Below are 25,782 nucleotides of genomic sequence, written 5' to 3'. Positions count from 1 at the left end.
TCATCAGGCAAAAACGAAATATTTGCGCACCGTCTCCACCACCTCCCAGGTGCCTTTCATTCCCGGCTCGATCACGAATACATCACCTGCCTTCAGGTGAATCGGTTGCTCGCCTTCCGGCGTGATCACGCAGTAGCCGTCGAGGAAATGACAGTATTCCCACTTCTCGTAATTCACCTCGAACGTACCCGGGGTGCAGATCCATGTGCCCATGATCTTGCTGCCATCTGTGGAGAGGTAGGCGTTGAGGTTCACGGTGTGCGGGTCGCCGGCAATGCGTTTCCACTTGGTTGCATCCAGTACCGGGGTCGGGCAGGTGTTGCGTAGAACGGTGATGAAGTCGGACATGTCAGCTCCAAACGGTCTGATGAGAGGTCCGTTACCATAGGTCCGATCTAGTCGCTGGAGTTGTCTGGGCTCGACCTCGAGCGCTCGATCTGCGCCGCTTGCTGTTGGGCTTGCAGGTGCCGCACCAACGCTTGGCCATGCCCAGGCAGGCTAGCGAAGTCACGCGCACACAACAGCAATTGACGCTGGGCCCAGGGTTCTTCGAGGCTCATGCTGCGCAAGGCCAGTACGCCCTGCCAGCGCCGCACGGCTGCCAGCGGCACCACCCCCAATCCTGCGCCATGGGCCACCATGCGGATCATGCCATCGAAGCCTTCGGCCCGAACTCTCACCTGGAGTCGCTGGCCAAGGTGCAGGGCTTGCTCTTCAAGATGCAGGCTCAAGGCACTGTCCGTCGACAGGCCCACGTAGCCATGGGCGAGAGTGTCGGCAAAACGCAGGTGGGTGTGGACGGCCAAGGGATGTTCGGGCGCCATGATCAGCACGAGCGGGTCGTCACGAAAAGCGCGCGTTTGCAGGTGCTCGCTGGTAACGGCGGTAGAAATGATGCCGATATCCGCCGCGCCCTGGGTAATAGCCTGGACAATACGCAAACTCGGCAGTTCCTGGACGTCAAGGGTGATGGCCGGATGCCCGGCCAGAAAGCCTGCGAGCAGTTCAGGCAGGTATTCGCTCAATGCTGCGGTGTTGCACAGCAAGCGTACCTGGCCTTGCAGGCCCAGGGCATATTGGGCCAGATCGAACTGCAAGCGCTCGACCTGTTGGCCTATCAGTCGCGCATGCTGGAGCAGGGCCTGACCCGCCGGGGTCGCTTGTACGCCACGGCGGTTTCGCTCGAGCAGTGCTGTACCAAGGGATGCCTCCATGGCACGAATACGCGCACTGGCTGCTGGCAGGGAAAGATGGCTGCACTGCGCACCTGCAGTGATGTTGCCGCATTCCAGCGTGTGCTGGAAAAGTCGCAGGTCAATCAGATCGAAATGCATGAGCCTCTGCCTGGGCAATAGTCTGGCTCAGTATATGGCAGATTTTCAGCGGTCGGCGCGGCAGGCACCATGACCCCCATGACAAACTTAATTGGCTTTTATCAGGAAATTGGCCCGGCTCTGTCGCTGCTGGTACTGCTCACTTTTGTTCTGGCGGGCGCGGTAAAGGGCGTGATCGGCCTGGGTTTGCCGACCGTCGCCATGGGCGTGCTCGGCGTGGCTATGTCCCCGGCACAGGCTGCGGCGCTGCTCATCGTGCCCTCAACCTTGACCAATCTTTGGCAACTGGCTGCGGGCGGGCATTTGGCGGCGTTGTTGCGGCGCTTGTGGCCGCTGTTGCTGATGACCTTTGTTGGCACCGTCGTGGGCAGTGCCTGGCTGGGAATCAACAGTGGCGCGTGGGCAGCCCACGCTTTGGGTGGGGCGCTGCTGGTGTATGCAGTGTATGGATTGGTCGCTCGTGGCTTCGCGACGCCGGCCTCATGGGAACGCTGGTGCGCCCCCGTGTGCGGTTTGCTCACCGGAATAGTTACCGCCGCCACAGGCGTCTTCGTCATTCCTGCGGTGCCTTACTTGCAGAGTCTGGGCCTGAGCCGCGACGAGATGGTTCAGGCTTTGGGCCTGTCTTTCACGGTGTCGACGCTGGCATTGGCGCTGGGCCTGACTGGTCAGGGTGCACTCGGTTCGCAGGCGCTGGCAGCGTCCTTGCTGATGCTGGCGCCGGCGCTGCTGGGCATGCTGGCGGGCCAATGGTTGCGCCAACGCATCAGCGCCGCGCTGTTCAAGCGCTGTTTCTTTGTCGGCCTGGCGCTGCTTGGCGCGCACCTGTTGCTTAACGGCTAGCGGAGGACGGGCTGAGCATATCGATCAATTGAATGTCGAAGTCGCGCTCCAGATAGTCCATGCGTTTGTCGAAGAACGCCTGCATGTGCGGCAGGGCCGAGTGCACATCCAGCGCGGCTTTGCTGGCCCAGATCTCGTAGAACACGAACAGGCTCGTATCCTCCTTGTCGCGCAGCATGTGGTACTCAATGCAGCCGGGTTCGGCGCGGCTGGGTTGCACGTAGGCGCGGAACAGTGCTTCGAAGGCCTCGGCTTTTTCCGGACGGGTTTTGGCTTTGAGAATGAAGCCGTAGGGTTCGCTCATGGTGCACCTCTGGTTTGGGGTGAACTGATTTTATTTCATTAATGTGTGTTGTATTCGTGCTTTTAGGACAAAAGTAATTTGCGTGGGCGATGGTTTTTCTGCCGTGTTTCTACCTCTAATCTGCCGCCATCCAAATTGATCCGATCCGACGGCCAAGACGCCGTAGTTGATCGCACGACAGATGAGGCAAGTGATGAAAAAAGTTCTATTGCTCAACGGCGGTAAAAAATTTGCTCACTCCGATGGCCGCCTGAACGAAACCTTGCATGAGGCCGCCCTAGCGTTCCTCGATCGTGCCGGTTTCGACGTCAAGACCACCTACATCGATGGCGGTTATGACAACGCCGAAGAAGTGCAGAAGTTCCTCTGGGCTGATGTCATCATCTATCAAATGCCAGGTTGGTGGATGGGCGCTCCATGGACGGTGAAGCAGTACCTGGATGAAGTGTTCACAGCAGGTCACGGCAGTCTCTATGCCAACGATGGGCGCACACGTTCCGATGCGTCGCAGAAGTATGGCAGCGGCGGCCTGATTCAGGGCAAACAGTACATGCTTTCGCTGACCTGGAACGCACCGCAGCAAGCGTTCGATGACCCGGATGATTTCTTCGAAGGCAAGGGTGTGGACGCGGTGTACTTTCCCTTCCACAAGGCCAATCAGTTTCTCGGTATGAGCGCGCTGCCGACCTATCTGGCGGTAGATGTAATGAAGCGTCCAAACGTCGAGGCCGCAGTTGCTGCCTATGAGCAGCACCTTGCCCAGGTTTTCCAGATCCAGGCCTGATGAAACCTTGCGTTGCCTGCTACAAGCGGCTATCTATCACGGCTGTCGTTCACCCCGAGGTACAGCCGTGAAAGCCAGATCCGATGAATTGCAGGTGTTCGTCTCGGTCATCGAGTGCGGCTCTATTTCCGCGGCGGCCGAGCAGGGCGGGCAGACGCCTTCGGCGATCAGTCGCACCTTGTCGCGCCTGGAGGCCAAGCTTGGCACCACGCTGATCAACCGCACCACCCGGCGTATGGACCTTACCGAAGAAGGACGGTTTTTCTTCGAGCGGGCCAAGTCGATCCTGCAGCAGATGGACGATCTCGAAGAGCACCTGTCGGTCCATCACCAGACACCTTCAGGACGCCTGCGCATCAATGCTGCCTTGCCCTTCATGCTGCACGCAATCGTGCCCTGGGTGAGTGAGTTCCGCACGCTGTACCCGCAGATTCAGTTGGAGCTCAATACCAGCGACTTGATCATCGATTTGATCGAACAGAGTACGGATGTGGCCATTCGTATTGGTGACTTGGCCGACTCCAGCCTGCATGCGCGCTCGTTGGGGTGCAGTCCACTGAACGTCTTGGCCAGCCCGGACTATTTGGCGCGCCATGGTCAGCCCAAACGAGTCGAAGACTTGTTGGAGCATTCGCTGCTGGGCTTCACCCAAACCGAAACGCTCAACCATTGGCCGATACGTCATGCCGAAGGGGATCGCCTGCTGATCCGTCCGAGCCTGTCTGCTTCCAGCGGTGAAACCCTGCGTTCACTGGCCTTGGCCGGAGAAGGCATTGCTTGCCTGTCGCACTTCATGACGCATGAAGACATTCGAACGGGGCGCTTGCAGGTGGTGCTGCCCGAATTCAACAGCGGCTATCGTCAGCCAATCAACGCCGTGTACTACCGTAACTCGCAGTTGGCCCTGCGCATTCAGTGTTTTCTCGATTTCATTCAGCACAAGCTGGCGATCTACGCCTGCTGATTGCTTCAAGCGCGACAAAACCTTCCTGCAAACGGCGATTTTTCCGGCGCTGTTTGATTAGTTTTCGGACATCAGCCTTAATGGCTGTTCAACGAAAACAACACCAAGGAAGCTCTCATGCGCGTTGTGATGTTCCGAACCCTGGGCCTGAGTGCCGCGATAATCGCCAGCTCATCGGCCTACGCTGTGACGTTGGAGGGTGGCGCGGTAGCCGCCCCCGATCAATATGGTGCACAGGTAGCCGCTGAAGTGCTCAAAAAAGGCGGTAACGCGGTAGACGCCGCCGTCGCCACCGCCTTTACCCTGGCGGTGACCTACCCTGAAGCCGGGAACATCGGCGGGGGTGGTTTCATGACTCTGTACATGGATGGCAAACCCTACTTCCTCGACTACCGCGAAGTAGCGCCCAAAGCTGCCAGTCGCAACATGTACCTGGACGAAAAGGGCGAGATCATTGAAAACCTGAGCCTGGTCGGTTCCCGCGCAGCCGGGGTACCAGGCACGGTGATGGGCTTGTGGGAGGCGCATCAGAAGTTCGGCAAGTTGCCTTGGGCCGAGTTGATCACCCCGGCAGTGGGCTACGCGAAAAACGGTTTCAAAATTGCTGCCAAGCAGTACCAGTATCGCGAAGATGCCTTGGGATTGTTCAAGGACAGCACCAACTTCAATGACTACTTCGGCAGCATGAAAGTTGGCGAAACCTTCAAGCAGCCTGAGTTGGCGCAAACGCTGGAGCGCATAGCCGACAAGGGCGTCAGCGAGTTCTATCAGGGCAAGACTGCCGATCTGCTGGTCGCGCAGATGCAGGCCGACAACGGCTTGATCAGCAAGGACGACCTCAAGGACTACAAAGCTGTATGGCGTGATCCGATGGCGATCGAGTGGCGCGGCAACATGGTCTATACCGCTCCGCTGCCAAGCTCGGGTGGCGTAGCCCTGGCACAGCTGCTAGGCATCAAGGAAAACCGTGCAGCGGACTTCAAGGGCGTCGAGCTCAACTCTGCCCGCTACATCCATCTGTTGGCAGAAATCGAGAAGCGTGTGTTTGCCGACCGTGCCGATTACCTGGGAGACCCGGCGTTCTCCAAGGTGCCTGTGGATAAGTTGATTGCCAAGGACTACCTGGTAAAACGCGCCCAAGAGATCAACCCGACGGCAATTTCCGAAACTGAAAAAGTCCGGCCGGGCCTGGAACCGCATCAGACCACTCATTTCTCCATCGTCGACAAGGAGGGTAACGCGGTCAGCAACACCTATACCCTGAACTGGGACTATGGCAGTGGCGTAGTGGTCAAGGGGGCGGGCTTCCTGCTCAATGATGAGATGGACGACTTCAGTTCCAAGCCAGGCGTGGCCAATGCGTTCGGCGTGGTGGGCGGCGATGCCAATGCCATCGAGCCGGGCAAGCGCATGCTCTCGTCCATGGCGCCGACGCTGGTCACGCGCGATGGCAAGGTCACGTTGGTACTGGGCACGCCGGGCGGCTCGCGGATTTTCACTTCGATCTTCCAGGTGTTGAACAACCTGTATGACTACAACCTGCCACTGGAAAAAGCCGTAGCCGCACAACGTGTCCATCACCAACTGCTGCCTAAGGACACTATCTATTTCGATGCCTACGCGCCGCTGACTGGCAAGGTTGCCGAAGAGCTGAAGAAGATGGGTTACATCCTTGAGGATCAAGGTTGGGAAATGGGTGATATCCAGGCGATCCGCGTCAATGGCACGACGTTGGAAACCGCTTCCGACCCACGTGGTCGTGGGGTTGGACACGTTATCAAGTAAGCACCACCGCTCCTGCAGATCATGATCTGTAGGAGCGGCTCGGTTTTATGCTCAGACGCGGAAGTGGCTGACCAAGGTTTGTAGCTGGTTGCCAAGTCGAGCCAGTTCAACGCTGGAGGCCGCAGTTTCATCGCTGGCCGCCGCGGTCTGCTCCGAGACGTCACGCACATTGAGGATGCTGCGGCTGATCTGCTCGGCCACTGCGCTCTGCTGTTCGGCTGCCGCTGCAATCTGCTGGTTCATCGACTGAATGCTCGACACGGTGCGCGTGATGCTTTCCAGCGAAGCCCCGGCCTTGCGCGTCAGTTCAACACTGCTTTCGGTCAAGTTGCGGCTGCCGTGCATCACATTGGCCACCTGTTGAGTGCCGCTCTGCAGGCCGGCCACCAGTTCTTCAATCTCTTCGGTGGACTTCTGCGTGCGTTGAGCCAGGCCGCGAACTTCATCGGCAACAACCGCGAAGCCACGTCCGGCTTCACCGGCGCGAGCTGCTTCGATCGCTGCGTTTAGCGCCAGCAGGTTGGTCTGTTCGGCAACCGACTTGATGACATCCATGACGCTGCCGATCTTCTGGCTTTCCTGCTGCAACTGCCCCATGGCTTCGGTGGAGCGGCGCACTTCTTCAGCCAGGCGTTCGATCTGGCCGATCGCCTCGGCAACCACCTGGTCTCCGGCGCGTGCCTGAGCGTCGGCATCGGTAGCGGCAGAGGAGGCGTGTTCGGCGTTGCGTGCGACTTCTTGCACGGTGGCAGCCATTTCGTGCATGGCGGTAGCGACCTGGTCGGTCTCGACTTTCTGGCTGTTGACCCCGGCGCTGGTTTCTTCGGTCACCGCCGACAGCTCTTCGGCAGCGCTGGCGATCTGAGTTACGCCATCGCGGATACCGCTGATGAGGTCACGCAAGGTCGCGCCCATGCGCTGGATGCCTTGTTGCAGTACGCCCAATTCGTCGCGACGGGTAATGTGCAGATTGTGGGTGAGGTCACCGGAAGCGATCTTGTCCACTACGGCCAAGGTCTCGCGCAACGGGCGAGTGATCTGGCGGGTGATGATCACTGCAGCCAGTATGCCGACCAACAACGCCAGCAGCGTAGCGGTGACCTGCAAGGTTCGGGCCTGGGCACTTTCGCTGTCTCGACGATCAAGCTGGATTTTGTACAAGGCATCACTGGTTTTGACGATCGTCGCGCCTTGTACGGTCATTTCCTGGCGAGCGACAGCGACATCGGCAGTCGCATCGCGGAACTGGCGCACGGCATCACGGTAAGCCAACACGGCACTTTCGAACTGCTGAATACGCGCTGCCTCATTCGGCATCTCACGGTTCAGGCCGGCAATTTCGGCGAGCGCACCATCCAACTGACGCAGGGCCAGTTGTTCGGTTTCGCTGCTGATGTCGGCGATGTAGCTGCGCACTGCCAGGCGTACCTGAAACAGCTGTTCTTTGGCCTGAGTGATGGTGCGAAATTGATCCAGACGGCTAGCATCGCTTTCAGGCAGGGCGAGAATATCGCGGTTGATCGCCTCCACCAGCTCGATGGCGCGTGAGGCTGCCAGGTTCATCGCGTCTCGTGCGGCAAGACTGGTTTTGTAGCCCGCGCGCATTTTATTGATCGAAACCTGGTACTCGCTGATGGTCTGGCCCAGGTCCTGGAGCAACTTGACGTTTTCCGGGCTCTTGAAGCTCTTAAGCAGCTTCTGTTGTTGTTCACTGAAGGCATTCAACTTGACCTGTACGTTGCCGGCGGCGGCATCGTCGCCATTGGTCAGCATGTATTGCAGGCGGGTGATGCGCAGGTTGGTCAAGTCGCTGTTGAGCTGGGTGATGTCGCTCATCCAGTTGCTGCGATTGATCAATCCACCCATGCTGTTCCAGCCGGTCAAGGCCAGCAGACTGGTGAGCAGCAGCACCAGGCCGAAGCCCAGGCCAAGTTTCAGGTTGACGCTGATGTTGGCGAACCAGCTATTCATACAGTCCCTCCAGGAACGTTGTGCTTCTTGATCCATATCGCTGGAAGGTTGTTTTTTTTGAAGGCCAGTCGATGCTTTGAGCAGGGTTTATCGGCGGCTAGCGCCGGAGCTGAAACGCTTTTTCAGCAAATATGCTCAATGGTCGTTTCGAGGTGTTGCCGCGGCAGACCAAAGGCTCCCGCGGCAACAGAAGCGAGGGCTACAAGGCGCGGGCAGCGAAGGTGTCACACTGGTTGATATCACCCTTGGCGAATCCGGTTTTAAACCAGCGAACACGCTGCTGGGACGTGCCGTGAGTGAACGAGTCCGGTACCACCCGACCCTGACCTTGTTGTTGCAGACGATCATCACCAATCGCGTTGGCGGCGTTCAAGGCTTCCTCGATGTCACCTGGCTCCAGCCAGTTCAGACGTTGCTGCGCCTGGTAGGCCCAGACACCGGCCAGGCAGTCGGCCTGTAACTCCTGACGAACCAGCAGGCCGTTGTCGCCCTCCATACGTTCGCCCCGCTGGCGCGCGGCCTGGACTTTGGCCGAAACACCCAGCAGGGTCTGCACGTGGTGGCCGACTTCATGGGCAATAACATAAGCCTGGGCGAAATCACCGGCAGCAGAGAAGCGCTGCTCCATTTCGCGGAAGAAACTCATGTCCAGATAGACCTTTTGATCGGCCGGGCAATAGAACGGACCGACAGCCGACGAAGCGAACCCGCACGCCGAATTGATCTGGCCGCTGAACAGGGTCAGGGTCGGGTCTTTGTATTGACGACCCGCCTGGGCGAAGATCGCCCGCCAGGTGTCTTCAGTGTCGCCCAGAATCGAGGCGACGAATTCTGCTTGTTCATCGTTGGCAGGGGGAGCTTTGGCCGGGCCAGTACTGACCGGTGCGCTTTGCTGATCCATCTGTCCAGCCAACTGGCCGAGGATCTGCAGAGGATCCTGCCCGGTAACCCAGCCGATGCCGACGATCAACAGGATCGCGCCTATGCTCAGGCCCTTGCCACCGCCGAAGCGCATGCCGCCGCCACCCTCACCACGGGCATCGACCACATTGTCGCTACGCCTGCCTTTTCGCCATTGCATGAGTGCTCTCCCGCGCTTGGAAACATGAGCTCAAAGATTAGTTCACCCGCCATTGCTCTGTCAGGTCCTGCGTTAAGCATAACCATTTGGTTATGTTAGCCCGGCCTCTTTTCAATGTTATCTGCAGCCTGCTTGTCGGAAACTGCAAGCTCGCCTGTCACGACCAGGCGCTCCAATAATTCCAAGACAGGAGAACGGCATGTCTGCGCAAGACAACAGTCGCTTCGCTATCCGTGATCGCAACTGGCATCCGAAAGCCCTTACCCCAGACTACAAAACCTCCATTGCCCGTTCGCCACGTCAGGCACTGGTGAGCATTCCCCAGTCGATCAGCGAAAGCACGGGTCCGGATTTCTCCCATTTGAAGTTTGGTCAGCACGATCATGACTTGCTGCTCAATTTCAACAATGGCGGCTTGCCGATTGGCGAGCGGATCATTCTTGCTGGCCGCGTCTGCGATCAGTATGGAAAGCCGATTCCGCACACCTTGGTAGAAATCTGGCAAGCCAACGCCGGCGGCCGCTACCGCCACAAGAACGACCGCTATCTGGCGCCGCTGGACCCCAATTTCGGTGGTGTCGGCCGCGCCTTGACCAACAGCGAAGGCTATTACAGTTTCCGCACGATCAAGCCGGGCCCGTACCCCTGGCGCAATGGTCCAAACGACTGGCGCCCGGCGCACATCCATGTGTCGATCAGCGGCCCGTCGATTGCCACGCGCTTGATTACCCAGCTGTACTTTGAGGGTGATCCATTGATCCCGATGTGCCCGATCGTCAAATCGATCGCCAACCCTGAAGCAGTGCAGAGCCTGATCGCACGCCTGGACATGAGCAACGGCAACCCGATGGATTGCCTGGCTTATCGTTTTGACATTGTCTTGCGCGGCCAGCGCAAAACCCATTTTGAAAACTGCTGAGGAGGTGACTATGCCCGTTCAATTGCTGCCAGAAACCCCTTCGCAAACTGCTGGCCCGTATGTCCACATTGGCCTGGCCCTGGAAGCGGCCGGTAACCCTGGCCGTGATCAGGAAATCTGGAACCGCATGGCACGCCAGGATGCGCCCGGTGAGCATATTCTGGTGTTCGGCAACGTCTACGACGGCAATGGCCACTTGGTGCGCGACTCGTTCCTGGAGTTCTGGCAGGCAGATCACAATGGCCAGTATCAGAGCGATTTTGATCTGGAAAAGCCCTTCAACAGCTTTGCCCGTACCGCCACCACCTTTGATGCGGGTGAATGGACCCTGCATACCGTCAAGCCAGGTGTGGTCAACAATGGCGCAGGCGTACCCATGGCGCCACATATCAATGTCAGCCTGTTCGCCAGGGGGATCAACATCCATCTGCAAACGCGCCTGTACTTCGATGACGAGGCCCAGGCCAACAGCCAGTGCCCAGTGCTCAACCTGATCGAGCAACCGCAACGACGCGAAACACTGGTGGCGACCCGTTGTGAAGTTGATGGCAAGTTGGCCTATCGCTTCGACATTCGCATTCAAGGTGAAGGCGAGACGGTGTTTTTCGACTTCTAAGGTGAGTGGACCTGGTCGCGGGGCAACTTGAGACGCCCCGCCATTATCGGCGCCTTGGCCGTGGCTCTTTGGCATCGGTACATATCCCAGGGATCGAACCCATGGCTGGCAGTCAGATCCAACGCGCCTTCAATCTTCTTGAGCGGCTCACCAGCGAGCCACGCGGGTTGCCCATGCAAAATAACCCTATAGACTGAGCCGTCCAGCCCGCTGCTGTTGCAGCGCTATCCTGCGAGCCGAGCAAATGCCCCGTCCTACCTCGCTCACCGATACCAGCCAGCCATTACGGGGCATTTTGCTGGTGGTGTTGGCAACGTTCCTGTTTGCCAGTCACGACGCATTGTCCAAGTACCTGGCCGGGTTTTATCCGATCCTGTGGGTGGTGTGGGCGCGTTACCTGGTGCATACCCTGCTGATGATGGTGATTTTTCTGCCGCAGTCCGGGCTGCGCGTGTTGCGCACCAAACGGCCGGGCCTGCAGACCCTGCGGGCCTTGTGCCTGCTGGGCACCAGCCTGTTGTTTACCACCGCCTTGCAATACATCCCGCTCGCCGAAGCCACGGCGGTCAACTTCCTTGCGCCATTGCTGGTGACAGCGCTGTCGCTACCCTTGCTGGGCGAGAAGGTCACTCGTGGGCAGTGGGTGGCAGTGTTGGTGAGCTTCGTCGGGGTGACGGTGATCATTCATCCAGGCGGCGAACTGTTCAAACCTGCGGTGTTGCTGCCTTTTGGTTCGGCCTTGTGTTTCTGTTTCTACCAATTGCTGACCCGCAAACTCAGCGGCATCGATAGCCCCACCACCAGCAACTTCTTTACCGGCTTGCTCAATACGCTGGTGATGAGCGCTGTGGTACCGATGTTTTGGCAGACGCCGAGCCTGATTCACGGGTTGATGGCCGTGGCACTGGGTACTTTCGGGATGACCGCGCACCTGTTTTTGACCCAGGCTTTCCGACATGCGCCACCGGCCATGCTGGCGCCGTTCAGTTATTGCCAGATCGTGTTTGCTGGAATTCTCGGTCTGGTGCTGTTCGGACACAGCCCGGACATAGCCGGGCTGGTTGGTATTGCCTTGATCTGCTTGAGCGGACTCGGTGCAGCCTGGTTGCAACGCAGTCGTTAAGCTTCGACTTTCGGCACTTTGCGTGGTGCCAGCAGGTACATCCAGATCAACGCAAGGAAGTACATGGCCGGGATCAGGGTGAACAGCACCGTGTAATTGTTATTGGTGGTAGTCAGGATATAGCCCACCAACTGGGTCATGAACATCCCGCCAATGGCGGCGCACATCCCGCCAAAACCGAATACCGTACTCATCATGTGCTTGGGCGTGTAGTCCATCACCAGGCTCCAGATATTGGCAGTCCAGGCCTGGTGTGCGGCAATAGCCAGGGCAATGGCCATCACTGCTACCCATAAGCTGCTGGCACCTGCGGCAAAGATCACGCCGATGATGGTGACGGCGAACAACAGCATCGACAGCAGTCGGGCCTTGACCGCTGCCATGCCACGGCCGATCAGGAACGACGAGAGAATGCCGCCGCCGATGCTGCCGAAGTCGGCGCTGATGTAGATGACGATCAGTGGAATACCCATCTGCGTCACGTTGATTCCCAGGCTGTACTGCTGGTTGAGAAAAGGCGGCAGCCAGTACAGATAGAACCAGAACACTGGCGCTGTCATCGAATAGGCCAGCGCGAATGCCCAGGTGCCGCGCATGCGTAGGATGCGTGAGAACGGTACACGAGCCTGATCGGGTTCAACTTCACTCTGCACGTAGGCCAGCTCTTCTTTGCTGACGGTTGGGTGGTCTTCTGGATTGAAGTACTTCAAGCCCCAGAAAATCACCCAGACCAGACCGAGCGCCGCCATGCCTAAAAAAGCGGCTTGCCACCCCCAGACGGTGAGAACCAGTGGTAATAGCATTGGCGTGAACATCGCCCCGACGTTAGTCCCGGCATTGAATATGCCTGTGGCCACTGCCCGTTCGCCTGCCGGGAACCACAAGCGCGTGGTTTTGACACAAGCGGGGTAGTTGGCCGCCTCGGTCACGCCAAGAATGAATCGGCAAACCATGAAGCCTGCCGCTGAAGTGGCCAGGCCATGGGCGCCGGTAGCCAGGCTCCAGAGCAGCACGGCGCAGAAGAACACACGCTTGACGCCGATGCGGTCGATCAAGCGCCCCTGGAGGACGAAGCCGATGGCGTAGCCGACCTGGAACCAGAAGTTGATGTTGGCGTAGTCCATCGCCGTCCAGCTCATTTCCTTGGCCAGGATCGGCTGCATGACGCCGAGGGCGGCGCGGTCGATGTAGTTCAGGGTAGTGGCAAAAAATACCAGGGCAAGCATGGACCAACGGGTCTTGCCGACCGCCATGGCACCTCGAATCTTGTCGCCGATACCGGCGTGCGCAGTACTGACCATTGGCTGGGCTATGCGGGTGCTTTGCGAATGAATCATGGGAAGGTTACCCGTATTTTTATGTTTATGGGTCAAGCCTGGTGACGCAATGCTCAAAGCCGCCGGGGTGCCCGGCTGTCGATTGAAACGGCAAGCGTCAATGAGCTTTTGGCCCGTGGATCGCGTTGCCCTGTGTCGAAATGGTGCGCCTGTGGTCAAAAACGGGTCAATTCGTGGATCGCTATTATGGGCGATAATCGAACACAAAACTAACCAGTTAGTCCCTTTTTTGTTGAGCAATAAATGCGCAGCTCCAATAATCGCAATATCCGGGTTTTGCCTGCCCATCGGAGCCATAAAAATGCAGCGTTCGATTGCCACTGTATCCTTGAGCGGTACCCTGCCAGAGAAACTTGAAGCTATCGCCGCGGCGGGCTTCGATGGTGTCGAGATCTTTGAAAATGACCTGCTGTACTACGCCGGCAGCCCTCGAGAAATCCGTCAGCGCTGTGCCGACCTGGGTCTGAGCATCAGCCTGTTCCAACCGTTTCGAGATTTTGAAGGCTGCCGTCGTAATCGCCTGGAGCGCAATCTGGATCGCGCCGAGCGCAAGTTCGACTTGATGCAGGAACTGGAAACCGACCTGGTGCTGGTGTGCAGCAATGTCGCTGCCGACTCTTCGGGCGAGCATCAGTTGCTGGTTGATGATCTGCGTCTGCTGGCGGAACGAGCAGGTGCGCGCGGCCTGCGAATCGGTTACGAGGCGCTGGCCTGGGGGCGCCATGTAAATACCTGGCAGCAGGTCTGGAAAATTGTCCAGGCTGCGGATCACCCAAGCCTGGGGATGATTCTCGACAGTTTTCATACCTTGTCGCTCAAGGGGGATCCTTCGGCGATCGCCCAGGTGCCTGGGGACAAGATTTTCTTCGTGCAGATGGCCGACGCGCCGATCCTGGCGATGGACGTGCTGGAGTGGAGCCGCCATTTTCGCTGTTTCCCGGGGCAGGGTGAGTTCGATCTGGCAGGCTTTTTGGCACCGATTCTGGCAAGTGGCTACCGTGGGCCCTTGTCGCTGGAAATCTTCAACGATGGCTTTCGCGCCGCGCCGCCGCGGGCCAATGCAGCCGATGGCTTGCGTTCGCTGCTGTACCTTGAGGAAAAGACTCGCCAGCGCCTTGAACTGCAGGCTCGACAGCCGCTCGACGATCTGTTGTTCGCGCCCCCTGCGGCCGATGCCTACGATGGCGTCGAGTTCCTTGAGTTCGCGGTGGATGATGCCCTCGGAGCCAAGCTTGGCAATTGGCTGCAGCGTCTTGGGTTCAGCCGCGCTGGTGCGCACCGTTCGAAGAATGTCAGCTTGCTGCGCCAGGGCGATATCAATCTGATCCTCAACGCCGAGCCCTATTCGTTTGCGCACAACTTTTTCGAAAGCCATGGTCCGTCGTTGTGTGCCACCGCAATCCGGGTCAAGGACAGTGCACAGGCTTTGGCACGTGCGGTTGCTTACCAGGGCCAACCTTATCGTGGTCTGGTCGGCCCCAATGAGCGTGAACTGGCAGCTGTACGTGCTCCAGATGGTAGCCTGATCTACCTGGTCGATCAGGATGCGCAGGGTCGAACCATTTACGATACCGATTTCAGCCACGTGCAAGCCGCGGGCAAAGGCCTGGGTCTCAAGCGCATCGATCACATGGCCCTGGCGTTGCCCGCTGATGGCCTGGACAGCTGGGCGCTGTTCTACAAAAGCGTGCTGGATTTCACCGCCGATGACGAAGTGGTGTTGCCCGATCCCTATGGCCTGGTCAAGAGCCGTGCTTTGCGCAGTCGTTGCAGCTCGATACGTCTGCCCTTGAACATCTCGGAGAATCGCAATACTGCCATTGCCCATGCGCTATCTCACTATCGCGGCTCGGGTGTGCACCACATCGCCTTTGAGTGCGATGACATCTTTGCTGCGGTAAAACAGGCCAAAGAGGCCGGCGTGGCCTTGCTCGACATTCCGCTCAACTATTACGACGACCTGGCTGCACGCTTCGACTTCGATGATGCGTATCTCAGCGAGCTGGCCTACTACAATGTGCTTTACGATCGTGATGCTCAGGGAGGTGAGCTGTTTCACGTCTACACCGAGCCGTTCGAGGAGCGCTTCTTCTTTGAGGTGTTGCAGCGGCGCGATGGCTACAGCGGTTATGGCGCAGCCAATGTTGCGGTGCGTCTGGCGGCCATGGCCAAAGCGCGCACAGGCACGCAGTTACCAGCACGTTTGTAGAGGGTGGGGTTGCAGGCTTTCTTCCTTGCCCCCTGCAGCTCATAATCGCCGGGTTAATTGTTGGCCACGAGTCCCGTATGACAACTACTCCAGCACTCTGCGCCGCCTCTACACCAGGGGCGCGTAAGGGGCGCAAGAACAATCCGGAAAAGACCCGCGAGAATATCCTTCAGGCGGCTATCAGCGAGTTTGTCCAAGAGGGCCTCGCCGGGGCGCGGGTCGATGCCATTGCCGAGCGCACGCAAACCTCCAAGCGCATGATCTATTACTACTTCAACAGCAAGGAGCAGCTGTACGTGGAGGTGCTGGAGAAACTCTACGGTGATATACGCAATACCGAGAGCAGCTTGCACCTGGCTGAGCTGGAGCCGCGTCAAGGCATCCGGCGCCTGGTGGAGTTCACGTTTGATCACCATGATCGCAACGTCGATTTTGTGCGGATCGTGTGCAACGAAAACATGCATCACGCCGAGTACGTGAAGCGCTCATCGGCCATTCGCTCGATGAACAGCACCGTACTGGCGGCACTTGACGAAGTACTGTGCCGCGGGGCTGCCGAGGGGGTATTTCGCCAGGGCCTGGAGGCGTTGGATGTGCACTTGCTGATCAACTCTTTCTGCTTTTATCGCGTTTCAAATCGCAACACCTTTGGCGAGATGTTCCAGGTCGATTTCGAAGATGCGACGCTCAAGGCGCGGCACCGCGAAATGATTTGCGAGGCAGTGCTCAAGTTTTTGCAGGCCTGACCTTTTGCAACCGCGGAGCAGGTCAACCTGGCTTGCTCCGCGCTGTACCTCACCTTCCCATATTGTTGAAGTGTTCCAGCATGCGCGCCGCATCCGGCTTCAAGCCGCTGAACAGCTCAAACGCTTTCACCGCCTGAAATACGGCCATGCTCGACCCATCCAGGGTGCGGCAACCCAAGGCTCGGGCATCACGCAAGAGCTCGGTTTGCAATGGGAAATAGATAATTTCCGCAATCCACAACTCAGGTCGCAGCAGGGCTTTGGGTACAGGAGTACCCGGAAGTTTGGCCATGCCCAGAGGCGTGGTATTGACCAGACCATCAGCGTCGCCCAACACGCTTGGCAAGTCATGCCCGATGCGTGCCCGGGCACCGCGAAAATGCGCATTGAGGTTGTCCACCAACGCTTGTGCTCGGGCTGTCTCGAGGTCAAACACGAACAACTGCTCGACACCTTCTGCCAGTAGCGCATGGGCTACCGCTGCGCCAGCGCCACCGGCTCCCATCTGCACCACGTTGCCACGTGCAGCATCGGCCAGGCCTCGACGGAAGCCTTCAGCAAAGCCCAGGCAGTCAGTGTTGTGGCCGATGCGTTTGCCATCCTTGAGCACCACGGTATTGACCGCACCAATGCCGCGGGCTTCTGCAGACAACTCGTCGAGCAGCGGCAGGATTGCCTGCTTGCAAGGGAAGGTGATGTTCAAACCGGTAAAGCCCATGCATTCGGCGGCGCTGAGCAGCTGTTCAAGGGCGCTGCTGTCAAGCTTCAGGCTGTCCAGGTCGATCAGGCGATACAGGTAGTTCAGACCTGATGCACGGCCTTCGTGCTCATGCAGTGCCGGGGTACGTGAGGCCTGGATGCCTGCACCGATCAGGCCGGCAAGAATGCCGGGAGAAGTAGCCGGATTCATCGGGTTGACTCCATTGTTGTTCTTGGGCAGAGACGCGCCTTGCAAAAATGTACCGGATGGTTAATTCGGTCAATTGGTCAAAGCGCCGCGTCCCACTTTTCTGTGCGCTGATCGCACAGCCTGTGCTACACCTGTTCTGCACTTGACCACGGAGGGAGACACGGCGATGCCGCTCAGAGACTCGCAGTTGATGGGGGAGACCTGGCCAGGTCTGGCAAACCTGACCCAATCGATCTTTGCCGCGCTGGGAGGGCGGGGTTTACGTAACAATTTTCGACTCGACCGCTCCCAAGCGACCTGCTTGCTGTTGATCGACGGCTTGGGCTGGAATCTGTTGCGGGCTCATGCCCGGTATGCGCCGTTTCTGGCCTCGTTGATGCAACCGGACTCGCACTTTCGTGTGGGCTTCCCGGCTACGACTGCCTCCAGCCTTGCCTCGGTAACTTCCGGGCTGGGCAGTGGTGCCCATGGCATAGTCGGCTGCAGTTTTGCCCTGGACGAGCAGACCGAGTTGTCGCCGCTGTCCTGGACCACTACAGCTCTGCGCGCCGACGTGCCGCCCGCTGCAGCACCCTCACCGGAGTCCTTCATTGTGCCTCCCGCCGCCTGGAGCCTGGCCAGCGACCAGGGCATAGCCATCAGCACCGTCATGCTTGGTCGTTATGCCAATTCGGATTTCAGCAGGGCGATCTACAAAGCCGGACGGATTCTTCCGGCGCCTGCTTACGACGCCTATCCAGACTTGATCAACGCAGCCCTGGAAGGTGGCGAACCGTCTTTTTGCTTTGCCTATTTCGGTGATCTGGACTTTGCCGGGCATTTGTTCGGGCCGGGGTCGCCAGCGTGGCACAAGCAACTGGAAATTGCTGATCAGTTGGCGCAAGCCATTGTCGGTAAATTGCCGGAGCGGGTGCAGGTCATGGTGATCGCGGATCATGGAATGCTGGCGCTCGATAGCGAGCAGGTGCGCGACTTCGACTCAGATCCGGTGTTGCAGGAGGGCGTGCGCGCGATTGCGGGGGATGTTCGCGCACGTTATTTATATGTTCCTGCTCAGCAGGACCGGGTCCACGAACGTTGGCAAAATCGTCTGGGTGACAATTATCGGGTGTTTTCCAAGGCCCAGGCCATCTCTGCAGGACTGTTCGGTGATGTACTGCTCAGCCATGCAGAGGCGCGGATTGGCGACCTGATCGTGGTGCCAACAGGGGCCGGTGGAATTATTCGCAGTGAAATGGAAAAACACGCCAGCCAGTGGCGTGGGCACCACGGGGCGTTGACCGATGACGACCAGTTGGTGCCGTTGCTGATGTGTTCAGGGGCGCTGCGCTAACCCACGTCTGCGCGGATTATCGCGGGAGGCGCGGGCTTGCCCCGCGCTTACCGATTTAGCGTCGAACCAGCAACACGCCACTTTCCATGTGGTGGGTATACGGGAACTGATCGAACAGGGCGCAGCGCTCGATGCGGTGGGTGTCGTGCAATTGGGCGATGTTCGCCGCGAGGGTTTCCGGGTTGCACGAGATGTACAGGATATTGTCGAAACGTCGGGTCAGTTCGCAGGTATCCGGGTCCATGCCGGCACGCGGCGGATCAACGAAGACGCTGCCAAACTGGTAGCTCTTCAGGTCAATGCCTTCGAGACGACGGAACGGACGCACTTCGTTCAGCGCTTCAGTCAGCTCTTCGGCAGACAGTCGCACCAGGCGCACGTTGTCCACACCGTTGTCATCGAGGTTGTGCAAGGCGGCGTTGACCGAGGTCTTGCTGATCTCGGTGGCCAGTACCTTGCGCACCCTCGTTGCCAACGGCAGGGTGAAGTTGCCGTTGCCGCAGTACAACTCAAGCAAGTCGTCCTGACGCTCACCGAGCGCCTCGTAGGCCCAGTTGAGCATCTTCTGGTTCACCATACCGTTAGGTTGGGTGAACGCGCCTTCGGGCTGACGATAACGGAAGCTACGGCCGGCGACCTGCAGTTCCTCGACCGCGTAGTCGCGGCCTATCACCAGGCGTTTGCCCTTGGAGCGACCGATGATGCTTACGTCCAGGTCTTTGGCCAGTTGCTGCGCCGCCGCCTCCCAGTGCTCGTCCAGAGGACGGTGATAGCACAGGGTGATCATCGCGTCGCCGGCCAGTGTGGTCAGAAACTCCACCTGGAACAGCTTGAAACTCAGTGCCGAACTGGCTTGCCATGCAGCCTTGAGCCGCGGCATCAAATCATTGATGCGCAGGCTTGCAATCGGGAAGTCTTCGATCAGGATCGGCGTGTGCTTCTCGCCCGGGGCGAACATCGCATAGAAGCGTTGTTCGTTCTCACGCCACAGGCGAAATTCGGCACGCAGGCGATAGTGCTCGCGTGGCGAATCGAACACCGCAGGCTCGGGTGCATCAAAAGGCGCCAGCAACTCGCGCAGGCGTGCAGCCTTGGCGTCGAGTTGCTGGGTGTAGCTTGAAGGGTCTAAAACAGCACTCATGCGTTGAACCAGCCCAGCTTGATGACAAACAGGATCGAAAGAATCACCAGGGCTGCGTTCAGGTCATGGCGACGACCAGAGAGCAACTTGATCGCGGTCCAGGAAATGAAACCGAAAGCGATGCCGTTGGCAATCGAGTAGGTCAGCGGCATGGCCAGCGCGGTCACGACCACGGGGGCTGCCTCGGTAATGTCGTCCCAGTTTATTTCAGCCAGGCCCGAGGCCATCAAAACGGCGACGAACAACAGGGCCGGAGCGGTGGCGAAAGCTGGAACACTGCCGGCCAGTGGGGCGAAGAACAGCGCCAGGAGGAACAGCACGGCAACCACGATGGCGGTCAGGCCCGTGCGTCCGCCAGCACTCACGCCCGCAGCCGATTCGATGTAGCTGGTGGTGGTCGAGGTGCCCAGCAGGGAACCGGCCATGGCCGCAGTACTGTCGGCGATCAGCGCACGTCCCATTTTCGGCATGTGGCCGTCTTTGCGCATCAGACCGGCACGCTTGGCGACGCCGATCAGGGTGCCGGAGTTGTCGAACAGGTCAACGAACAGGAAGGCGAAGATGACGCTGATCAGACCAACGTCCAATGCACCCTTGATGTCCAGTTGCAGGAAGGTCGGAGCCAGCGATGGCGGCATCGACACGACGCCATTGAACGGGGTGACACCCATGACGATCGACGCCACAGTCACCGCCAGAATGCCGATCAACACGGCACCACGCACTTTCATCGCCTCCAGAGCGACGATCAGGAAGAAGCCCAGGGTGGCGAGGATCGGTGCGGGTTGCTTGAGATCGCCCAGGCCCACCAGGGTCGCAGGGTTATCGACCACGATACCAGCGTTGTGCAAGGCGATCAGTGCCAGGAACAGGCCGATACCCGCCGCAATTGCCGAGCGCAGGGGCAGGGGGATGCTGTTGACGATCCATTCACGGATGCGAAAGATCGACAGCAGAAAGAACAGCACGGCCGAAATGAACACCGCCCCCAGCGCAACCTGCCAGGTGTGTCCCATATGCAGGACCACGGTGTAGGTGAAGAAGGCGTTCAAGCCCATGCCCGGCGCCAGGGCGATCGGATAGTTGGCGATCAGGCCCATGGTCGTCGAACCGATGGCGGCAGCCAGGCAGGTAGCGACGAACAGTGCACCTTTATCCATGCCTGTCTCGCCGAGAATGCTCGGGTTGACGAACAGGATATAGGCCATGGCCAGGAAGGTAGTGACGCCCGCGAGAATTTCGGTGCGGACATTGGTGTTGTGTGCTTTTAGTTGAAACAGCCTTTCCAGCATGCCTGCTCCCCGTGGCGCGCCCCGGCGCCGTGAATGTATCGACCCCATCAGCAAAGCACAGACCGTACCGGACGGTATGTGGATTTTGAATGGGCCGCAAAAAAGCCGCGCATCATACCAGCATGCTCGGCGAGCGGTAATTAATGTCGCGATACACTACAGATATCTACAAATTCTGCACCGATCCCTCCATCACCCCATGAGCAGCCGCTGTGCAACTGATTGACTACCGTGACCTGAGCCAGACCCAGCGTGATCAACTGATCGACATCGAAGTCAGCGCAGAGCAGCGACGCTATGCCGGGGATATTTCCAGCGCGTTGTACATTCTTTTAAGTATCGACAGTGATGACATGCGCGGTGTGGCGTTGTTGCTCGATAGCGTGCCACGAGGGTTCCTGTTGCTCCAGCGTGGCGCGTTTCTTCCGCCTTGGGCCGCTGCCGATGCGGCGGCGATCAACGCCTTGCAAGTGGATCGAAGGGTTCAGGGCCGCGGCTTGGGGCGATTCTGCATGCAGGCCATTCCCGATCTGGTTCGCGATTTGTGGCCCGGTGTGCGCCGCCTGCAATTATCGGTGGAGCCCAACAACGACGCAGCGCTGGCACTTTATCGGGCCACCGGTTGGGTTGATTCTGGCAATGGCTATCGGGCTCGCCAGGGCTACGAGTGCCAGTTGACCCTCATGCTGTGAGCGGCAGTGCGCTGTTCAGGCTTAGCGATTTGTTCCAGCTGCCAGGCTGTGCAGATGATCCCGTCCCGCCAGGCTCGGGAACAGTTTTATCCACACCCCGGTGACTACCAGGGTGCCCACCCCGCCCAGGACCACCGCCGGTACGGTGCCGAACCAATGCGCTGTCAGCCCCGACTCGAACTCGCCAAGCTGATTGGAAGCGCCGATGAACAACCCGTTCACCGCACTTACTCGGCCACGCATTTCGTCGGGCGTTTCCAACTGCACAAAGGCCCCGCGGATAACCATGCTGATCATATCCGCGGCTCCCAGTACCGCCAGTACGGCCAGGGAGAACCAGAACGAGGTCGACAGGCCGAAGGCTATTGTCGCCACACCGAAAATGCCGACGGCGGTGAACATCACCCGACCCACCTTGCGCTCTACCGGAAAGCGCGACAGCCACAGCGACATGAGCAGGGCGCCAACCGCCGGCGCCGAACGTAGCAACCCCAACCCCCAAGGGCCGGTGAGCAGGATGTCCTTGGCAAATACCGGTAGCAAGGCCGTCGCGCCGCCCAGCAGCACAGCGAATAGGTCCAGGGAGATGGCCCCGAGAATGTCTGGGCGACTGCGAATAAAGCGAATTCCGGCCAGCAGTGACTCCAGGTTGGCGCGGCCCTGCAGCGGGCGTTGCCGGGGAACGTTCAAGCTCAGGGTCAACAGGCAGGCGATCAGGTACAACAATACCGTTGGCCCATAGACCCAGATACTGCCAAATGCGTAGAGAAAACCGCCTACAGCGGGTGCGACGATGGTTGCAGCCTGCATCGCTGACGCGGAAGCGGCCACTGCCCGGGGAAACAACTGGCTGGGAACCACGTTAGGCAGCAGCGCCTGGGTGGCTGGCACCTCGAAGGAGCGAGCACTGCCAAGCAGGAAGGCAAGGACGAAGATCAATTCGCGGCTGACATTGTTTGTGCTGCTACCCACCACCAGCGCCAGGGCGATCAAGGCCTGAGCAGTTTGGCACACAGCGGCGACCCGGCGTCGGTCATAGCGGTCGGCGACATGCCCGGTGTGCAGCATGAACAACACCCGCGGCGCGAACTCCACCAAGCCCACTAGGCCCAAATCAAGCACGTTGCCAGTCAGTTGGTAGAGATGCCAGCCAATGGCCACGGTCAGCATCTGGAAACCGCTGGCGGTACACACCCGGGCCAGCCAGAAGGCGAGGAAGGGACGATGGTGGCGCAACAACAGTGGCTGATGGTCTGACATCGGCGAAGTAGAGCCTCTGTAAAGAAATCGGCGTGCAGATTAACACCAGTTTGTAACAGTAGGTTGCAGGAACCGCGAGCGAGGGACTTTTTGCGCACTGTTTTGGGGCGCGCAAAATCAGTGACAACTGATCTGCGGCAATCAACCACAGAACTGTGCAGGGCTTTCAGGACTATCCTTTCTGGCAATCGTTGATTTGGATCAATAGTTTCATTTGCAACGGTGGGCCCGACGGCCGAATTCCCTGCGAAGTGAAGTTTTTAGAACAATTCCAACTAGCCGCACTCAACTACCGTGGGGGCAGTTGGCGCCAAGGCCTTCGCCTGACGCCGGTTTACCTGACAGAGGAAGCACTATGTTCGGATTAGAGGCTCTAGATCTCGCCCGAATCCAGTTCGCATTTACCGTGTCGTTTCACATCCTGTTCCCGGCCATCACCATTGGTTTGGCGAGCTACCTTGCGGTGCTTGAAGGGTTGTGGCTCAAGACCAACAACAGCGTCTACCGTGATCTTTACCACTTCTGGTCGAAAATCTTTGCCGTCAACTTCGGCATGGGTGTGGTTTCCGGTCTGGTCATGGCCTATCAGTTTGGGACCAACTGGAGCAAATTCTCCGATTTTGCCGGGTCCATTACCGGACCGCTACTGACCTATGAAGTGCTTACCGCTTTCTTCCTCGAGGCCGGATTCCTCGGCGTCATGCTCTTTGGCTGGAACCGTGTTGGTCGAGGCCTGCACTTCTTCGCCACGGTCATGGTGGCCCTCGGAACTATCATTTCCACCTTCTGGATTCTTGCGTCCAACAGTTGGATGCAAACCCCCCAAGGTTACGAAATCGTCAATGGCGTAGTGATCCCGGTGGATTGGTTCGCGGTGATCTTCAACCCGTCGTTCCCTTATCGCCTGGCACACATGGCTACTGCGGCATTTGTCGCCACCGCATTTTTTGTCGGCGCTTCGGCGGCCTGGCATCTGCTGCGTGGGCGTGACAACCCAGCGATTCGCAAGATGTTGTCGATGGCGATGTGGATGGCCTTGATCGTTACGCCGATTCAAGCGGTGATCGGTGACTTCCACGGACTCAACACCCTAAAGCACCAACCTGTAAAAATCGCGGCAATTGAAGGTCATTGGGAAAACGTCGGCGACGAGCCGACCCCGCTGATTCTGTTCGGGATTCCCGACATGGAAGCCGAGACCACTCGCTTCAAGTTGGAAATTCCGGCGTTGGGCAGTTTGATCCTGACTCACAGCCTGGACAAGCAAGTCCCGGCGATGAAGGAGTTTCCAAAGGAAGACCGGCCAAACTCTACCGTGGTGTTCTGGTCGTTCCGAGTGATGGTTGGCTTGGGGATGCTGATGATCCTTGTTGGTGTGTGGAGCCTTTGGCTGCGCAGGGGTGACAAGCTCTACAGCTCGCGGCCATTCCTTTATCTGACCCTGTGGATGGGGCCTTCCGGCCTGATCGCGATTCTCGCCGGCTGGTTCACCACTGAGATCGGTCGTCAGCCTTGGGTGGTCTATGGCCTGATGCGTACTGCCGATGGGGTCTCGAATCACAGTTATGCCCAGTTAGGGATAACCCTGGTGATGTTCGTGGTGGTCTATTTCGCCCTGTTTGGTGCGGGCTTGGGCTACATGATGCGTCTGGTGCGCAAGGGACCGAAAATCGGCGAAGGTGATGAAACCACGCCGGGTGGTCCTGGCCAGAAACGTACGCCAGCACGGCCGCTGTCTGCTGCTGATGACGAACACGCCAGCCTGAGCAAGGGGAACTGAGTCATGGGTATTGATCTTCCGCTTATCTGGGCCGTGATCATCATCTTCGGCATCATGATGTACGTGGTCATGGATGGCTTTGACCTGGGAATCGGCATTCTCTTTCCCTTCGTCAAGGGCGAGCAGGACCGTGATGTGATGATGAACACCGTCGCACCGGTCTGGGACGGCAACGAAACCTGGTTGGTACTGGGCGGTGCCGCGCTGTTTGGCGCCTTTCCGCTGGCCTATGCAGTCGTCCTTTCGGCGCTTTATCTACCATTGATGCTGATGCTGGTCGGCCTGATCTTTCGCGGTGTGGCTTTCGAGTTTCGCTTCAAGGCAACGGCTGAAAAACGTCACCTTTGGGACAAGGCGTTCATCGGGGGCTCGCTGACCGCTACATTCTTCCAGGGTGTGGCCCTTGGCGCCTTTATCGAAGGCTTCAACGTGGTCGACCGCAGCTACGCCGGTGGCTCCCTTGACTGGTTGACTCCGTTCAGCCTGTTTTGTGGTCTGGGTTTGATCGTTGCCTATGCCTTGCTTGGCTGTACCTGGCTGATCATGAAAACTGAAGGCAAGTTGCAGTTGCAGATGCACGACCTGGCCCGGCCGTTGGCCCTGGTGCTGTTGGCTGTGACCGGTATCGTCAGTATCTGGACGCCGCTTGCGCACCCGGAGATCGCCACGCGCTGGTTCACGTTGCCGAACCTGTTCTGGTTCCTGCCGGTCCCAATCCTGGTGCTGGTGACCCTGTACGGTTTGTTGCGGGCCGTGGCACGCAATGCCCATTACACGCCGTTCCTGCTGACCCTGGCGCTGATCTTCCTGGGCTACAGTGGCCTGGGCATCAGCTTGTGGCCGAACATCATTCCACCATCAATCTCGATCTGGGACGCTGCTGCACCGCCGCAGAGTCAGGGCTTCATGCTGGTGGGGGCGCTGTTCATCATTCCATTCATCCTCGGTTACACCTTCTGGAGCTATTACGTGTTCCGCGGCAAGGTGACCCATGAAGATGGCTACCACTAGGAGGGCCTGAAATGACTGGCAAACAAACCTTTGAGGAAGAGAAAAAGCCGCTCTGGCAGCGCCTGGGTTGGCTGGTCGTGATCTGGGCAGGCAGCGTGACCGCCCTGGGTATTGTGGCCTGGCTGATGCGTATGTTCATGGCTGCCGCAGGCCTGAGCACGCACTGATCGTATTTCCCATCCCGCCTTGCGGCGGCTTTAGCGCCCTTCGCAGCTCAGGTTGCGAAGGGCTTTTTTTTGGTTCTTCACGAAATCCCAGGGGCATGATCTTTGGGCTGGGCTGGGCTGGGCTGGGCTGGGATTTGAGGCTGTGAGCTTATCCATTCGATGCGGCGGCGCTGTTGGCCC

Annotated in this window: 24 protein-coding genes and 1 pseudogene; 15 read left to right on the top strand and 10 right to left on the bottom strand. The window is 58.7% G+C overall.

Annotated elements, in window-relative coordinates; all coding sequences use genetic code 11:
* Positions 1-3 precede the first annotated feature (3 nt).
* Together V0R60_RS25610 and V0R60_RS25605 are read right to left on the bottom strand one after the other, a co-directional pair.
* Positions 4-348, bottom strand: coding sequence for a cupin domain-containing protein (locus V0R60_RS25610; protein WP_136478261.1), 345 nt, complete (start codon positions 346-348; stop codon positions 4-6).
* Between the two features lie 47 nt (positions 349-395).
* Positions 396-1,334 (bottom strand): LysR family transcriptional regulator, encoded by a 939-nt coding sequence (locus V0R60_RS25605; protein ID WP_330080915.1) that lies wholly within the window; start codon positions 1,332-1,334, stop codon positions 396-398.
* A 78-nt stretch (positions 1,335-1,412) separates the two neighbouring features.
* Here V0R60_RS25605 and V0R60_RS25600 point away from each other — a divergent pair, with 78 nt between their 5' ends.
* On the top strand, positions 1,413-2,177 hold the full coding sequence (locus V0R60_RS25600) for a sulfite exporter TauE/SafE family protein (RefSeq protein ID WP_330080916.1): 765 nt from the start codon (positions 1,413-1,415) through the stop codon (positions 2,175-2,177).
* On the opposite strand, the gene V0R60_RS25595 is transcribed toward V0R60_RS25600, so the two are convergent.
* Complete coding sequence (locus V0R60_RS25595) at positions 2,167-2,481, bottom strand: putative quinol monooxygenase (RefSeq protein WP_330080917.1); 315 nt, start codon at positions 2,479-2,481, stop codon at positions 2,167-2,169. The two genes, V0R60_RS25600 and V0R60_RS25595, sit on opposite strands and share 11 nt — an antisense overlap.
* A 193-nt stretch (positions 2,482-2,674) precedes the next feature.
* Here V0R60_RS25595 and V0R60_RS25590 point away from each other — a divergent pair, with 193 nt between their 5' ends.
* The 3 genes from V0R60_RS25590 to ggt all read left to right on the top strand — a co-directional run bounded on the left by V0R60_RS25590 (position 2,675) and on the right by ggt (position 6,014).
* Positions 2,675-3,265 carry an NAD(P)H-dependent oxidoreductase gene (locus tag V0R60_RS25590; protein WP_136478257.1) on the top strand — a complete coding sequence of 197 codons (591 nt, stop codon included), beginning with the start codon at positions 2,675-2,677 and terminating at the stop codon, positions 3,263-3,265.
* A 67-nt stretch (positions 3,266-3,332) separates the two neighbouring features.
* Entirely contained in the window at positions 3,333-4,229 is an 897-nt protein-coding gene (locus V0R60_RS25585) for a LysR family transcriptional regulator (RefSeq protein WP_136478256.1), read from the top strand.
* 117 nt (positions 4,230-4,346) lie between these two features.
* Entirely contained in the window at positions 4,347-6,014 is a 1,668-nt protein-coding gene (ggt, locus tag V0R60_RS25580) for a gamma-glutamyltransferase (protein ID WP_330080918.1), read from the top strand.
* A 51-nt stretch (positions 6,015-6,065) separates the two neighbouring features.
* Here ggt and V0R60_RS25575 read toward each other — a convergent pair whose 3' ends face one another.
* Together V0R60_RS25575 and ypfJ are read right to left on the bottom strand one after the other, a co-directional pair.
* On the bottom strand, positions 6,066-7,985 hold the full coding sequence (locus tag V0R60_RS25575; protein ID WP_330080919.1) for a methyl-accepting chemotaxis protein: 1,920 nt from the start codon (positions 7,983-7,985) through the stop codon (positions 6,066-6,068).
* 199 nt (positions 7,986-8,184) lie between these two features.
* Positions 8,185-9,066: a KPN_02809 family neutral zinc metallopeptidase gene (gene ypfJ, locus V0R60_RS25570; protein WP_330080920.1), complete on the bottom strand. Its 882-nt coding sequence runs from the start codon at positions 9,064-9,066 to the stop codon at positions 8,185-8,187.
* 199 nt (positions 9,067-9,265) lie between these two features.
* Here ypfJ and pcaH point away from each other — a divergent pair, with 199 nt between their 5' ends.
* The 4 genes and pseudogenes from pcaH (at position 9,266) to V0R60_RS25550 (ending at position 11,724) form a co-directional block, all read left to right on the top strand.
* Positions 9,266-9,985, top strand: coding sequence for a protocatechuate 3,4-dioxygenase subunit beta (gene pcaH, locus V0R60_RS25565; RefSeq protein WP_330080921.1), 720 nt, complete (start codon positions 9,266-9,268; stop codon positions 9,983-9,985).
* A 10-nt stretch (positions 9,986-9,995) separates the two neighbouring features.
* The gene (pcaG, locus tag V0R60_RS25560) at positions 9,996-10,601 is read left to right on the top strand and encodes a protocatechuate 3,4-dioxygenase subunit alpha (RefSeq protein ID WP_330080922.1); all 606 of its coding nucleotides are present in this window, start codon (positions 9,996-9,998) and stop codon (positions 10,599-10,601) included.
* 101 nt (positions 10,602-10,702) lie between these two features.
* A pseudogene (locus V0R60_RS25555) lies at positions 10,703-10,780 on the top strand (IclR family transcriptional regulator); the annotation flags it as partial.
* Between the two features lie 65 nt (positions 10,781-10,845).
* Positions 10,846-11,724, top strand: a complete 879-nt coding sequence (locus tag V0R60_RS25550) for a DMT family transporter (protein ID WP_136478250.1) — start codon at positions 10,846-10,848, stop codon at positions 11,722-11,724.
* Here V0R60_RS25550 and V0R60_RS25545 read toward each other — a convergent pair.
* The gene (locus tag V0R60_RS25545) at positions 11,721-13,061 is read right to left on the bottom strand and encodes an MFS transporter (protein ID WP_375547302.1); all 1,341 of its coding nucleotides are present in this window, start codon (positions 13,059-13,061) and stop codon (positions 11,721-11,723) included. The genes V0R60_RS25550 and V0R60_RS25545 overlap by 4 nt on opposite strands.
* A gap of 301 nt (positions 13,062-13,362) precedes the next feature.
* Between V0R60_RS25545 and quiC the strand changes: the two genes are divergently transcribed.
* A complete protein-coding gene (quiC, locus tag V0R60_RS25540; RefSeq protein WP_330080923.1) occupies positions 13,363-15,270 on the top strand; it encodes a 3-dehydroshikimate dehydratase QuiC in 1,908 nt (635 codons plus the stop codon).
* Between the two features lie 77 nt (positions 15,271-15,347).
* Entirely contained in the window at positions 15,348-16,016 is a 669-nt protein-coding gene (locus V0R60_RS25535) for a TetR/AcrR family transcriptional regulator (protein ID WP_136478247.1), read from the top strand.
* A gap of 49 nt (positions 16,017-16,065) precedes the next feature.
* On the opposite strand, the gene V0R60_RS25530 is transcribed toward V0R60_RS25535, so the two are convergent.
* The gene (locus V0R60_RS25530) at positions 16,066-16,926 is read right to left on the bottom strand and encodes a shikimate dehydrogenase (protein WP_330080924.1); all 861 of its coding nucleotides are present in this window, start codon (positions 16,924-16,926) and stop codon (positions 16,066-16,068) included.
* A 166-nt stretch (positions 16,927-17,092) separates the two neighbouring features.
* On the opposite strand from V0R60_RS25530, the gene V0R60_RS25525 reads away from it, so the two are divergent.
* Complete coding sequence (locus tag V0R60_RS25525; RefSeq protein ID WP_330080925.1) at positions 17,093-18,259, top strand: alkaline phosphatase family protein; 1,167 nt, start codon at positions 17,093-17,095, stop codon at positions 18,257-18,259.
* A gap of 55 nt (positions 18,260-18,314) precedes the next feature.
* Here the strand turns inward: V0R60_RS25525 and trmA are convergent, their stop codons facing one another.
* Positions 18,315-19,400 (bottom strand): tRNA (uridine(54)-C5)-methyltransferase TrmA, encoded by a 1,086-nt coding sequence (gene trmA, locus V0R60_RS25520; RefSeq protein WP_136478244.1) that lies wholly within the window; start codon positions 19,398-19,400, stop codon positions 18,315-18,317.
* Positions 19,397-20,692, bottom strand: a complete 1,296-nt coding sequence (locus V0R60_RS25515) for an NCS2 family permease (RefSeq protein WP_136478243.1) — start codon at positions 20,690-20,692, stop codon at positions 19,397-19,399. The genes trmA and V0R60_RS25515 overlap by 4 nt, the downstream gene beginning before the upstream one ends.
* Positions 20,693-20,904: 212 nt before the next feature.
* On the opposite strand from V0R60_RS25515, the gene V0R60_RS25510 reads away from it, so the two are divergent.
* A complete protein-coding gene (locus V0R60_RS25510; protein WP_203480408.1) occupies positions 20,905-21,384 on the top strand; it encodes a GNAT family N-acetyltransferase in 480 nt (159 codons plus the stop codon).
* Positions 21,385-21,405: 21 nt separating this feature from the next.
* Here the strand turns inward: V0R60_RS25510 and V0R60_RS25505 are convergent, their stop codons facing one another.
* Complete coding sequence (locus V0R60_RS25505; protein WP_136478241.1) at positions 21,406-22,644, bottom strand: MFS transporter; 1,239 nt, start codon at positions 22,642-22,644, stop codon at positions 21,406-21,408.
* A gap of 355 nt (positions 22,645-22,999) precedes the next feature.
* On the opposite strand from V0R60_RS25505, the gene V0R60_RS25500 reads away from it, so the two are divergent.
* Genes V0R60_RS25500 through V0R60_RS25490 form a run of 3 tightly spaced genes read left to right on the top strand, consistent with a single transcriptional unit; the run spans position 23,000 to position 25,602 of the window.
* On the top strand, positions 23,000-24,424 hold the full coding sequence (locus V0R60_RS25500) for a cytochrome ubiquinol oxidase subunit I (RefSeq protein ID WP_136478240.1): 1,425 nt from the start codon (positions 23,000-23,002) through the stop codon (positions 24,422-24,424).
* Positions 24,425-24,427: 3 nt separating this feature from the next.
* On the top strand, positions 24,428-25,435 hold the full coding sequence (gene cydB, locus V0R60_RS25495; RefSeq protein ID WP_136478239.1) for a cytochrome d ubiquinol oxidase subunit II: 1,008 nt from the start codon (positions 24,428-24,430) through the stop codon (positions 25,433-25,435).
* 11 nt (positions 25,436-25,446) lie between these two features.
* On the top strand, positions 25,447-25,602 hold the full coding sequence (locus tag V0R60_RS25490; RefSeq protein ID WP_136478238.1) for a DUF2474 domain-containing protein: 156 nt from the start codon (positions 25,447-25,449) through the stop codon (positions 25,600-25,602).
* Positions 25,603-25,782 lie beyond the last annotated feature (180 nt).

The organism is Pseudomonas auratipiscis (genome assembly GCF_036324085.1).
GTDB classification, from domain to species: Bacteria; Pseudomonadota; Gammaproteobacteria; order Pseudomonadales; family Pseudomonadaceae; genus Aquipseudomonas; species Aquipseudomonas auratipiscis.
Note: the sequence above shows the minus strand (reverse complement) of the source record. Positions and strands in the feature narration are given on the sequence as shown.